Here is a 12166-nt window from a genome sequence, read left to right as displayed (position 1 = left end):
GCGGAGCAGCCCCGGCAATCTCTGCTGCGAAGCTGAAGGCCTGGGGCCGCTTCGCGGCCCTTTCGCGGCACAAGGCCGCTCCTACAGGGGACGATGTCCCCATCAGATTCCGAGTAGAACCATGAGACTCTCCCGCTTCTTCATCGACGCCCCGCTTGGCCTCGGCGAGCACGAGCTCCCCGAAGCCCAGGCCCACTATATCGGCCGCGTGCTGCGCATGGCCGCCGGCGACGCCGTGCAGCTGTTCGACGGCAGCGGCCAGGAATACCTCGGCCAACTGCTAGAGGTGGGCAAGAAAAGCGTGCGCGTCAGCCTCGACCAGGCCCTACCCGGCCAGGCCGACTCGCCGCTGCACATTCACCTCGGCCAGGGCCTGTCCCGCGGCGAGCGCATGGACTGGGCGATCCAGAAGGCCACCGAACTGGGCGTCAACGAAATCACCCCGATCGTCAGCGAACGCTGCGAAGTACGCCTGAAGGACGAGCGCGCCGACAAGCGCCTGGCCCACTGGCGCCAGGTGGCGATCAGTGCCTGCGAACAGTGCGGCCGCTCGACCCTGCCGGTGATCCACCCGCCGGTCACCCTGGCCGAATGGCTCAAGGGCACCGAGGCCGACCTCAAGCTGGTGCTGCACCCGGTGGCAGAGCCGCTGACCAGCCATGAAAAACCCGCGAAGCTGGCCTTCCTGATCGGCCCGGAGGGGGGCCTCAGCGACGCGGAAGTCGAACAGGCCAAGGCCAGCAACTACCACGCCGCCCGCCTTGGCCCTCGCGTACTGCGCACCGAGACCGCGCCGGTAGTGGCGCTGTCGGTGGCGCAGCAGTTGTGGGGCGACTTCTAGGACACGTAGAAGAACACCGCGACGAAGTGCATCAGGCTGCCGGCGATGACGAACAGGTGCCAGATGCCATGCCAGTGGCGGAACCGGCTGTCGAAGGCAAAGAAAATGATGCCGACGGTGTAGAACACGCCGCCGGCCGCCAGCCAGGCAAAGCCGGCGCCGCCCAGGCTGTGCAGCAGCGGCTTGACCGCCACCAGCACGATCCAGCCCATCAGCGCGTAGATGACGATCGACAGGATCCGCGCCTCCGAGCGCGGCTTGATCTCCTGCAACATGCCGACCAACGCCAGCCCCCAGACCACCCCGAACAGGCTCCAGCCCCAGGGCCCGCGCAGGCTGACCAGGCAGAAGGGCGTGTAGCTGCCGGCGATCAGCAGGTAGATCGACAGGTGGTCGAGCTTGCGCATGATGCGCTTCGCCCGCCCTCGCGTACTGTGATAGAGGGTAGAGATGCTGTAGAGCAACAGCAGGGTGAAGCCGTAGATGGAGAAACTGACGATCTTCCAGGGATCACCCTGCAGACCGGCCACGACAATCAGCCAGACCGCGCCAATGCAGGCCAGGACCGCACCGACCAGGTGGGTCCAGGCGTTGAAACGTTCACCATGGTACATGCAAGCAAAGACCTCCCGCAGCAGATGAGGTTCCAGAAAGCACACGTTCTGTAGGAGCGGCCTTGCCGAGGCGTCGGACCGGCCGGAAAGGGTCGCAACGCGACTCCAGGATCTCTATGACTCGCAAGTTCCGCAGGGGCTGCTGCGCAGCCCTTTCGCGGCACAAGGCCGCTCCTACAGGGACTGTGGCACTTCGATACTACTCCGGCGAGGATTGCAGTTGCGCGTCACGCACCATTCTTTCCAACCCCGCCAGGTCAGGCACCCGCGCCACCTGTTCGCCCACCTGCACCGCCGCAAGCTCCAGCCCTGCCAACGGCACATCGACATAATTCAGCTGGCTGTCGAGCTTGCACGAGCGCGGAATCCCCTGCAGCAGCAGCGCCAGGTAGCGCAGCCCGGTATCCCCCAGGGCGTTGAGCACCACCACCCGCGCCCGCTCCCCGCAGGAAGTCTGCCCGCCACACGCGGCCTCGAAGCCGATCAGTGGCAACCGCTGTTGGCGCCAGTTCACCCAGCCCAGGTGCCAGGCCGGCTCCCCCGGTTCGCAGGCGATGACACGGTGACCGATCAGCTCGGCCACCGCCACGTTGGGCAACACCAGGGTGCGGTCGCCCAGGGGCAGCAGCAACCCGGTCAGGCTGCTGCGCTGGCCGGCAATATGCTCAAGCATGGGGCTTGCTCCAGTGGGCGATGCTCTGCAGCAGCACCGATTCCTGATACGGCTTGCCGAGGTATTCATTGACGCCGATGGCCATGGCCCGGTCGCGGTGCTTCTGGCCGGTACGCGAGGTGATCATGATGATCGGCAGCTGGCTCAGGCGTTCATCGCGGCGGATCCGCGTGGCCACTTCGAAGCCATCCATGCGCGGCATCTCGATATCCAGCAACAGCACATCCGGACGGTGCTCCTCGAGCAGCGCCATGGCATCGACGCCGTCCTTGGCCGTCAGCACGCTCATGCCGTGACGCTCGAGCAGGCGGCTGGTGACCTTGCGCACGGTCACCGAGTCGTCCACCACCATCACCAGCAATGGCCGCCGGGGCACCGGGCCAGTCAGCCCATGCGCCCCCTCGGCCACGCCCGGCAGGCGCGCCAGGCGCCGTTGCTGGCCGCGCAACTGGCCGAGCAGGTCGAGAATCAGCACCACCCGCCCGTCCCCCAGCAGGGTGGCGCCAGACAGCCCCGGCACCGCGGCGAACTGCGGGCCGAGGCTCTTGACCACGATCTCGCGGCTGGGCGACAGGCTGTCCACATGGATGGCGAACGACTGCTCGTGTGAATGGGTGAGCAGCACCGGCAGCGGCACGCTCTGCCCCAGCAGCCCAGGCTGGCCGCCGCCCTGCAACAGGTCGCCGAGGTAGCGCAGCGCGTAATCGTGGCCGGCATAGCTGTAGCGTGGTGGGTCGAGCCGGTAACAGGCCTCCAGCTCCGCCGGCGGCACGCGCACGATGCCCTCGATGGTGTTCAGCGGGATGGCGTACTGCTCGTCCTCCACGTGCACCATCAGCGCCCGGTTCACCGACACGGTGAACGGCAGGCGGATCAGGAAACGCGCGCCCTTGCCGGGGCTGGACTCGATGCTCATCGAGCCGCCCAGTTGCTTGACCTCTTCATGGACCACGTCCATGCCCAGGCCGCGCCCGGAGATCTGGGTGATCTTCTCGGCCGTGGAGAAACCGGGGCGCAGGATGAACTGCAGGATCTCGTGGTCGCTCAGGCGCGCCTGCGGATCGAGCAGACCACGCTTGATCGCCTTGTTGCGCACCGCCTCCAGCGGTACCCCGGCGCCGTCGTCGCTCATCTCGATGACGATGTCGGCACCTTCGTGCAGCAGGTTCAGGTGGATGGTGCCCTGCTCCGGCTTGCCGGCCGCAAGGCGCGCCTCGCGAGCTTCCAGGCCATGGTCGACGGCATTGCGCAGCATGTGCTCCAGGGGCGCAACCATACGTTCGAGCACGCTGCGGTCGAGCTCGCCCTCGGCGTTGCCGACCACCAGTTCGACCTGCTTGCCCAGCTCGCTGGCCACCTGCCGTACCACCCGCTGCAAACGGGGCACCAGACGCTCGAAGGGCACCATCAGGGTGGCGGTCAGGCCCTCCTGCAACTGGCTGTTGACCCGCGCCTGCTGCTGCAGGAGGCTGTAGGCTTCCTGGGCCCTCTGCAGCAGGGTTTCCTTGAGGTCGAGCAAGTCCGAGGTGGACTCGAACAGCGCCCGCGACAATTGCTGCAGCTGGGAATGGCGGTCCATCTCCAGGGGGTCGAAATCGTCATAGGCGTCACCCTCCAACTGGTGACGGCTGGAAATCCGCCCCTGGGTCTCGATGTCCAGGCGCAGCAGCTGATCGCGCATGCGCTCCAGCGTGGTCTCCATCTCGTTGAGGGCGAACTGCGCATCGTTGACCTGCTGCTCGATGCGCCCGCGGATCACCGAATGCTCACCGGCCAGGTTGCCCAGGTCGTCGAGCAGCTCGGCATCAACCTTGACCATGTCGCCCGCCCGCTCGGGAGCGACAGCCGTGGCCTCGGCGGGAGCTGGTTCGGCCTGGGGCTGGCCGGCCACGCTGTCGGTCAGCGCGGCGCTGGAGAAGTTGCGGATGTAGTCGATCAGCGCCGTGGCCGTATGCAGCGGCTCGCCCAGGCGCGCCGCGTCGAGCATGTGCGCCAGGCGGTCATGGCAGTTCTGCAGCAGGCTGAACAAGGCCGGCGTCGACGGCAGGCGCCCGGCGGCCAGCAGCTCGTAGAGGAATTCCAGTTCGTGGGCGAGGTCGCCGATGGCGGTGATCTCGACCATGCGCGCGCCGCCCTTGAGCGTGTGCAGGTCGCGCAGCAGGTTCTCCACCTCGACCGTGTTGCGCGGATCGGCCTGCCAGCGCGCCAGGGACTCGGCCGCGCTCTCGAGAATATCGGAGCTCTCTTCGAGGAAGACCTCCAGCAGTTCCTTGTCGCTCTCGGTTTCTTCGTTGTCGTCCTGCGGCTCGGAGGTGACGGGAGGCGGGGCGCTGTGGCGGAACTCACGCAATTCGCCCAGCAACGCCACCGCCGACAGCGGTGCCTGGCCCTCGCGCAGGCTGCGCAGCATTTCGGCCAGGGCGTCATGGCTGCGCCGGAGCAGCTCGAACAGTGCCGGGCTGGCACCCAGCCGGCGGTCCACCAAGCCTTCGTAGAGCAGCGCCAGCTCCTGGGCCAGCACCTCGACGGCGCCGATCGCCGCCATCTGTGCCCCGCCCTTGAGGGTGAGCACATCGTGCTGCAGCGCCGACAGCGGCGACAGGCTGTCCGGATCGGCCTTCCATTGCCGCAAGGCCTGGTCGGCACCGTCAAGGATATCCCCGGCCTCTTCGAGGAACAGCTCGACCAGCGCCGGGTCCGGCAACTCGCCTGGAGCCGTAAGCACCGTGACGCCGTTCGCCCCGACCAAACCCAATGCTGCAGGGTCGAGGGCATCATCGAGCAGGCCATGCAGGGCCGCCAGGCATTCGGGCCGGGGATTCGGGTCCTGGCCGGCGGCTATCTCGTCGAACAGGTCGAGCAGCGCCTCATGGGCTTGCCGGGCAACGGCGAAGAAGCGCGGCGTGACGGCCAGGCTGCCCTCCTCCACCGCACCGTACAGGTCGAGCAGCCCTTCGCAGACCTCATCCACCTGCCACAGCTCGGCCTGGTGCGCGCCGTGACCGAGGGTGGTCATCTCCTCGAGCAGCAGGTGCAACTCATGGTGTTGCGTGGGATCGCCCTGCCAGTTGGCGAGCCGCGCCTCGGCATCGAGCAGGATATCCATGCCCATGGTCAGGAAGGTGGCCGTCAGCTGCGGATCGCGCCGGAGCCGGCGCGGCGGATGCGGCTCGGCCTGGAGTTGGGCCAACCGGGCGTCAACCGTCTGCCCGACCTGTTCGATCAGCCCGGCGGCCCCGGGGATCGGCGCCAGCGGCGTGCTGCCCAGCTGGGCCAGGCCCAGGTGCAACAGCGAGCGAGCCGCCTCCAGCAGTTCGATCTCGGCCACTTGCAGGGGCAACTGGTGCCCCTTGTATTCACGCACCAGGCGGTCGAGGGCGGTGGCCAGCTCCGCCACCGGCATCACGCCGGCCATGGCAGCGCTGCCCTTGAGGGTGTGCAGGGCGCGTTGCAGGCTGTCGTTGACCGCGATGCCCTGGCCGTCGGCCGTCTGCAGGAACCCATCGAGCCCGGCCAAATGGCCCTGGGCCTCGTTGCGGAAGATCTCAAGCAAGTGCGGATCGAGGCCATCGATACTGGCGCTGACCGGCGTGTCGTTGAGCGCCAGCGCATGCAGGTGCCCGGCCAGCTGCTCGATCTCGGCCGTGGGCGGCAGCTGGCTGGCGGCGAAATCAGCAAGCAGGTCGGGCAGGCGCACGAACACCTGCTGCAGGGCCACCAGGCCTTCGGCGCTGAGCACGATGCGCCCTTCCAGCACCCGATTGAGCAGGTGCTCGGCGCCCCAGGCCAGCTCGGCCACGGCTTCGGCATGGACCATCCGCCCGCTGCCCTTGAGTGTATGCAGTGCCCGGCGCACCTCGATCAACGCCTCGCGCAGGCCGTTGTCGGCGCGCCAGCGCAGCCATTGGCGCTCGATTTCCGGCAGCAGCTCGCCAGCCTCTTCGAGGAATACTTCGCGCAACTCATCGTCGATACCGTCCAACGCCTGCTCGCCGCCCGCAGTTGCCGTGTCACGCGCGCACTGCACGCCCAGCGCGGACAAGCTGGCGTGGGCCATGTCGATGAAGCACTGGGCGTCGGCCAGCGGATCGGCCACCCGCCATTGCAGCCAGGCCTCGCCGGCACTCAGGGCATCGGCCAGGTGCGCCAGTTCGTCCGCTTGCGGCTCATCCTCCAGGTGCACCAGCCAGCCTTGCACATAGCCCGCGCAACCGGCGAACACCTCGGCGGCGGCTGGCAGCATCAGCATCGCCAGCGCCCCGCGCACCTGTTGCAGCAACCCGGGCAGGGCTTGCAGACGCTGGCGTGACCAGGCGGACTCCAGGCAATCGCCGATCAGGTCCTTGGACTGTTGCAGCACGTTGAGCGATTCGTTGAGCACCAGCTGGCGGATTTCGGCCAGGTCCGAGCCGGGCAGGCTGCCGGGGCTGATTTCCTCCAGCGGACCAACCATGCCGTTGAGGGTGGCCTCGACATACAGCAGTGCCCCGGCGACATCCATAAGCACAGCCTCGTCCACGCCGCCGTCTTTTTCGACCAGTGCCTGCAACGCCAGCACCTGGTCGATTATCACCCGCCGCGGCTGCTGGAAGCCAAGCACCGCCAGGGTATCGGCCACGTGCCGCAAGGGCGGCAGCAGCGACTCCAGTGACTCGCTGGGCGAACGCTCGCCGCCGACGAAGGGGTCGAGGCGATCCTTGATGCGCATCAGGTCGTCGCACAGGGCCATCACTACCGAGCGCAATGCATCGCGCCCGGCGCCGGCCTGCATGTGCTCACGCCAACTGCCCAGCGACAGGTCGAGGTTGGCCAGGTCCGCCGCGCCGGCCAGCCGCTGCCCCAGGTCACCCAGCAGGCTGCCCTGGGCCAGGGGTTCGGCGCCTCGGCAGACCCGCAGCTGGTTGAGCAGCGGCATCACCACCAACGGCAGGTCGTGGCGCGCGCCGCGCAGGCGGTCCAGGTACGGCGGCAATTGCTCGAGCCCGCGGAACAGCGCGCCCAGGCAATCGCCACGCGGGCTCACCTGGCCGTCGGCCATGGCCCGCCCGAGCAGTTCCAGCTCCTCGGCCAGGCGCATCGCGCCCGGCAGCGCGAGCATATGCAGACAGCCGTGGACCTGGTGCAGGTTGTCGACGAAGAACGCCAGCATCGACAGGTCGCCCGGCTCCGCCGAGAAGCGCTCCAGGGCCTGACGCGCCTGACCCAGGCAATCGAGGATCGGCGCCTTGGTCCAGGCCAGGGCCACCGTGTCGTGACGCTCGCCGGGCGCGTTCAGGTTCGCCTCGTTCACGAGCGCTCCACCGGTTTGGGCAAGGTGAAGCCGGACACCGAGCGGCGCATCTCGCTGGCCATGCGCGCCAAATGGCGGATGCTGTCGGCGGTGGCGCCGGAGCCGGCGGAGGTCTGCGCAGTGATTTGCTGGATCACCGCCATGGTGTGGGAAATTTGCCCCGCCGAGGAGGTCTGTAACTGGGCGGCGTCGGAGATACTGTGGATAAGTTCAGCCATGGTCTGCGAAACGCCCTCGATTTCCGCCAGGGCCACCCCGGCATCCTGCGCCAGGCGCGCGCCACGCACCACTTCGGCGGTGGTCTGTTCCATGGAAATCACCGCCTCGTTGGTGTCGACCTGGATGGTCCGCACCAGCGCCTCGATCTGCCGGGTCGCCGAGGAGGATCGCTCGGCCAGGCGCTGCACCTCGTCGGCGACCACGGCGAAGCCGCGACCGGCCTCGCCGGCCAGCGAAGCCTGGATCGCCGCGTTGAGGGCGAGGATGTTGGTCTGCTCGGCAATATCGTCGATCAGGCTGACGATGTCGCCGATCTCCTGGGACGACTCGCCCAGGCGCTTGATCCGCTTGGCGGTGTCCTGGATCTGCTCACGGATGTTGTCCATGCCGTGGATAGTGTTGTGCACCACCTCGTTGCCCTTGTTGGCGATGGCCACCGAGCGCTCGGCCACCTTGGCTGACTCATAGGCGTGGGCCGAGACCCGGTCGATCGACTCGACCATGTCGCCCACCGCCTCGGAGGCCTCGCTGATCTGCTCGGCCTGGTGCTCGGAGGCCTTGGCCAACTGGCGGGCGGTGTTCTGGGTGTCCTGCACGGCGGCGGCGACCTGCTCGGCGCTGTGATTGATGGTGGCGACCAGGTCGCGCAGTTGGTCGACCGAGTAGTTGATCGAGTCGGCGATGGCGCCGGTGAAGTCCTCGGTGACCGACACGGTGACGGTCAGGTCGCCGTCGGCCAGTTCCTCGATCTCGTCGAGCAGGCGCATGATCGCCTGCTGGTTGCGTTCGTTCTTCTCGGCGGTCTCGCGCAGCTGGCGGTGAGTGGCGCGCACCATCACCAGGCCGATGAGGATGATCGAGGCCAGCGCCAGCAGGCCGAGCACGTAGCCGCCGACGGTGTCCAGGGTGCGCCCACCGGCCAGGTTCTCGAAGCCGTTGGCCAGGTGCGAGGCCTCGTCGAGCAGGGTCTGCGACAGGCTGAAGATATTGCCGGCGGCCTCGCGCACCCGGAACAGTTCGGGTGAGGTTTCAAGGATCTCGTCCACCGAACCCGAGACAAACTGGAACAATTCGGCAATCTCGGCCAGCCGTGCCCGGGCATCGGCGTCCTCGACCCGGGTGACCTGGATCGCCGGATTGCCGGCGAGCATGCCTTCGAGCACCTGGCCGAAGCGGCTGGCGTCGCGACCGAAGGCGTCGGCGGCCTGCACCGAGGTCTCGTCGCCGGCAAGCACGGTATTGACCGAACCAAGTATGCGTTCGGCCAGCAGCAGCTGACGCTGGGCCACTGCCACCTGATTGGCCGGCGCGCCGCTCTGCAGCAGGATCTCCACCACCTTCTCGTACTCGACCTGCAATTGCGGCACGGTCTCGGCCAGGGTGGCCGCGACCTGGTGCAGCGACAGCACGGTCTGTTCGCTGGCGAGGATGGTGTCGGTGTTCTTGCGCAGGTTCTCCCAGTCCTGGCGCACCGCGTCCATCTCGTCGCGCACCGTCACCGGCGCGGCGGGCAGGCCTGTGGTCTTGTCGCCCTCGCGCAGGTAGCTCCAGCGCCGCTCGAAGTCGTTGCGCGCATCGCTGAGCAGCTTGAACGCCAGTGCCTTGCCCGCCGCCGCCTCGGTGGCGTTCTTGGCGATGCGCTGGGACAGCACGCGCAGCTCGCCGGCATGGCCGATGTACTGTTTGTCGTGGTTGGCCTGGGTGTTGAGGTAGGCGAAGTTGGCGAACAGCAGGACGATCGACAGGATCAGCACCACGAACAGCACGGTGATCTGCGCGGTGCTGCGCGGGCGCTGGGCCACGGCGGCTGGCAAAACGCCGGCGGTGGCTACGGAAGGTCCTGGCTTGTTCACGTCGAAAATCCTCTACAACGCCACATCGAGAAAACCCGGGGCCTGGGCCAGGGCGAACGGGCTGAAGATCGCCCAGTTGCGTTCACGGGGAAAATGGCCCTGCACGAAGGGCGCGGCCGCGCGGATCAATGGCTGCGGCGGCGACAGCTCGAGGCTGCTCAGGGCGAAGTGCTGCAGACCCACCACCTCGTCCACCAGCAGCCCGGCGAACAACTCCTCGTGATCGAGCACCAGCACCCGCCGTTGCTTGCCCGCCGCCGCCGGGCCAAGGCCGAAAAACGCGCACAGGTCCATCACCGGCAACAGTCGCCCGCGCAGGTTGGCCACCCCGCGGACCCAGGGCTGCACGCCTGGTACCCGGCTGCTGCGGGGCTCGCGCAGCACCTCGGCGACCTCGCCCATGGGCGCGACGAACCACTGCCCGGCGATGCGAAAACCGATGCCGCTCCACTGCTGCAGGCGGGTGTCCTGCGGTGGCTGGTCGGCCACCAGCAGACGGCAGCGCCGGTCGATGTCCAGCAACAGCTCGAAGGCGGTCAGCGACGCGCCCTGCGGGCGGGTGGTCAAGCGCCGAGCACTTCTTTCAACTTGGCGATCAGTGCCTCTTCCTCCACCGGTTTGGTCAAAAAATCGCGGGCGCCCTGGCGCAGGGCCCAGATGCGATCGGTATCCTGATCCTTGGTGGTCACCACGATCACCGGGATGTGACGGGTCTCGTCATCCTTGCTCAACTGGCGGGTGGCCTGGAAACCATTCATGCCTTGCATGACGATGTCCATCAGCACGGCGTCGGGTTTTTCCTGACGGGCCAAGGCCACGCCGTCGGCACCATTGTCGGCCTTGAGCACCTGGTGGCCGTGATTTTCGAGCCATTCGGTCAATCGATACATCTCTGTCGGCGAATCATCGACAATCAGAATTCGGGCCATGCTGTTTCCCCATCAGGAAATAGAGACGCCGTCCGGTGAAGGCGGCGTCAGGGTGCGTTTGAGTCCTGCGCGGCGAAACCGGGCACGCAGGCACGGATCGCGTCGAGCAGTTCTTCCTTGCTGAACGGTTTGGTCAGGAACTGGTCGGAGCCGACCACCCGGCCGCGGGCCTTGTCGAACAGGCCATCGCGGGAAGAGAGCAGGATCACCGGGGTGTCCTTGAACGCGTTGTTGTGCTTGATGATGGCGCAGGTCTGGTAACCGTCAAGGCGCGGCATCAGCACATCGACGAAGATGATCCGGGGCTTGTGGTCGACGATCTTGGCCAGGGCGTCGAAGCCGTCACTGGCGGTGATCACCTCGCAGCCGGCCTCGCCGAGCAACATCTGCGCGGTGCGGCGGATCGTGCGGGAGTCGTCGATCACCATCACCTTCAGGGGTTGTTCCATAGTCGCACTACCATCGCTGCCGGGGCCGAAATCCTGGGGCCGCTTCGCGCCCCATCGCGACACAAGGCCGCTCCCACCTGTCCATGCGTTGCGCTGAGCAGCCATCCGACGCCGAACCCTGTGGGAGCGGCCTTGTGTCGCGATAGGCTGCGCAGCAGCCCCAGCTCTTGGAGGTACGGCCAGGCTGGAGGCCAACACAGACCACTTGTCCGGCCTTTTTAGCACACTCCCGGAGGCCATTCCATCCGCCCGCCCCTTGACCGTGGGCGCGCCCGGCGCCACCCTGAGCCACTTTTCTTTCGTGCCATCGCGGCCACCGGCCGCCAAGAGGAACTACCCCATGAGCGTTCGCCTCGGGATTGTCATGGACCCCATCGCGTCCATCTCCTACAAAAAGGACAGCTCGCTGGCCATGCTGCTGGCTGCCCAGGCCCGCGGCTGGAGCCTGTTCTACATGGAACAGCGCGACCTGTACCAGGCCCAGGGCAAGGCCCGCGCGCGGATGCGTCCGCTCAAGGTGTTCGCCGACCCGGCCCGCTGGTTCGAGCTGGACGAGGAGCAGGACAGCCCCCTGGCCGAGCTGGACGTGATCCTGATGCGCAAGGACCCGCCCTTCGACATGGAGTTCGTCTACAGCACCTACCTGCTGGAACAGGCCGAGGCCGAAGGCGTCCTGGTGGTCAACCGCCCGCAGAGCCTGCGTGACTGCAACGAGAAACTGTTCGCCACGCTGTTCCCGCAGTGCACGCCGCCGACCCTGGTCAGCCGCCGCCCGGACATCATCCGCGCCTTCGCCGCCGAGCATGGCGATGTGATCCTCAAGCCGCTCGACGGCATGGGCGGCACCTCGATCTTCCGCCACCGGGCCGGCGACCCCAACCTGTCGGTGATCCTCGAGACCCTGACCGCGCTCGGCGCCCAGCAGATCATGGCCCAGGCCTACCTGCCGGCGATCAAGGACGGCGACAAGCGCATCCTGATGATCGACGGCGAGCCGGTGGACTACTGCCTGGCGCGCATCCCGGCCAGCGGCGAGACCCGCGGCAACCTGGCCGCCGGCGGACGCGGCGAAGCCCGGCCGTTGAGCGAGCGCGACCGCTGGATCGCCGCCCAGGTCGGCCCGACCCTGCGCGAGAAGGGCCTGCTGTTCGTCGGCCTGGACGTGATCGGCGACTACCTCACCGAGATCAACGTCACCAGCCCGACCTGCATTCGCGAGATCGACGCGGCCTACAACACCGATATCGGCGGCCGCTTGATGGACGCCATTGATCGCCAGTTGCAGGCGCGCTGACCGC

General features: G+C 67.4%; 9 protein-coding genes. 2 read left to right on the top strand and 7 right to left on the bottom strand.

Annotation, left to right across the window (positions count from 1 at the left end; translation table 11 throughout):
• Window positions 1-121: 121 nt before the first annotated feature.
• Window positions 122-841, top strand: a complete 720-nt coding sequence (locus tag AC0MAZ_RS05825; RefSeq protein WP_203648296.1) for a 16S rRNA (uracil(1498)-N(3))-methyltransferase — start codon at window positions 122-124, stop codon at window positions 839-841.
• On the opposite strand, the gene trhA is transcribed toward AC0MAZ_RS05825, so the two are convergent.
• From trhA to pilG, 7 genes are all read right to left on the bottom strand, one after another.
• The gene (trhA, locus tag AC0MAZ_RS05820) at window positions 838-1455 is read right to left on the bottom strand and encodes a PAQR family membrane homeostasis protein TrhA (protein ID WP_203648298.1); all 618 of its coding nucleotides are present in this window, start codon (window positions 1453-1455) and stop codon (window positions 838-840) included. The genes AC0MAZ_RS05825 and trhA overlap by 4 nt on opposite strands.
• A gap of 199 nt (window positions 1456-1654) precedes the next feature.
• Window positions 1655-2128: a chemotaxis protein CheW gene (locus tag AC0MAZ_RS05815; RefSeq protein WP_203648300.1), complete on the bottom strand. Its 474-nt coding sequence runs from the start codon at window positions 2126-2128 to the stop codon at window positions 1655-1657.
• Window positions 2121-7418 carry a hybrid sensor histidine kinase/response regulator gene (locus AC0MAZ_RS05810; protein WP_475860585.1) on the bottom strand — a complete coding sequence of 1766 codons (5298 nt, stop codon included), beginning with the start codon at window positions 7416-7418 and terminating at the stop codon, window positions 2121-2123. The genes AC0MAZ_RS05815 and AC0MAZ_RS05810 overlap by 8 nt, the downstream gene beginning before the upstream one ends.
• Window positions 7415-9451 carry a methyl-accepting chemotaxis protein gene (locus tag AC0MAZ_RS05805; protein WP_203652715.1) on the bottom strand — a complete coding sequence of 679 codons (2037 nt, stop codon included), beginning with the start codon at window positions 9449-9451 and terminating at the stop codon, window positions 7415-7417. The genes AC0MAZ_RS05810 and AC0MAZ_RS05805 overlap by 4 nt, the downstream gene beginning before the upstream one ends.
• Window positions 9452-9502: 51 nt before the next feature.
• Window positions 9503-10057, bottom strand: coding sequence for a chemotaxis protein CheW (locus AC0MAZ_RS05800; RefSeq protein WP_166885909.1), 555 nt, complete (start codon window positions 10055-10057; stop codon window positions 9503-9505).
• Complete coding sequence (pilH, locus tag AC0MAZ_RS05795; protein WP_280082108.1) at window positions 10054-10419, bottom strand: twitching motility response regulator PilH; 366 nt, start codon at window positions 10417-10419, stop codon at window positions 10054-10056. The genes AC0MAZ_RS05800 and pilH overlap by 4 nt, the downstream gene beginning before the upstream one ends.
• A 47-nt stretch (window positions 10420-10466) precedes the next feature.
• Window positions 10467-10868: a twitching motility response regulator PilG gene (pilG, locus tag AC0MAZ_RS05790; protein WP_475860582.1), complete on the bottom strand. Its 402-nt coding sequence runs from the start codon at window positions 10866-10868 to the stop codon at window positions 10467-10469.
• Window positions 10869-11208: 340 nt separating this feature from the next.
• On the opposite strand from pilG, the gene gshB reads away from it, so the two are divergent.
• Window positions 11209-12162, top strand: a complete 954-nt coding sequence (gene gshB / locus AC0MAZ_RS05785) for a glutathione synthase (protein ID WP_050707244.1) — start codon at window positions 11209-11211, stop codon at window positions 12160-12162.
• Window positions 12163-12166: the final 4 nt, after the last annotated feature.

The sequence above is a fragment of the Pseudomonas sp. A genome, from assembly GCF_056270345.1.
Note: the sequence above shows the minus strand (reverse complement) of the source record. Positions and strands in the feature narration are given on the sequence as shown.

What these genes read in the sequence shown, in the direction of transcription:
- AC0MAZ_RS05825 (WP_203648296.1), top strand. Translation starts at nt 122, where the DNA reads ATGAGACTCTCCCGCTTCTTCATCGACGCCCCGCTTGGCCTCGGCGAG.
- trhA (WP_203648298.1), bottom strand. Translation starts at nt 1,455, where the DNA reads ATGTACCATGGTGAACGTTTCAACGCCTGGACCCACCTGGTCGGTGCG.
- AC0MAZ_RS05815 (WP_203648300.1), bottom strand. Translation starts at nt 2,128, where the DNA reads ATGCTTGAGCATATTGCCGGCCAGCGCAGCAGCCTGACCGGGTTGCTG.
- pilH (WP_280082108.1), bottom strand. Translation starts at nt 10,419, where the DNA reads ATGGCCCGAATTCTGATTGTCGATGATTCGCCGACAGAGATGTATCGA.
- pilG (WP_475860582.1), bottom strand. Translation starts at nt 10,868, where the DNA reads ATGGAACAACCCCTGAAGGTGATGGTGATCGACGACTCCCGCACGATC.
- gshB (WP_050707244.1), top strand. Translation starts at nt 11,209, where the DNA reads ATGAGCGTTCGCCTCGGGATTGTCATGGACCCCATCGCGTCCATCTCC.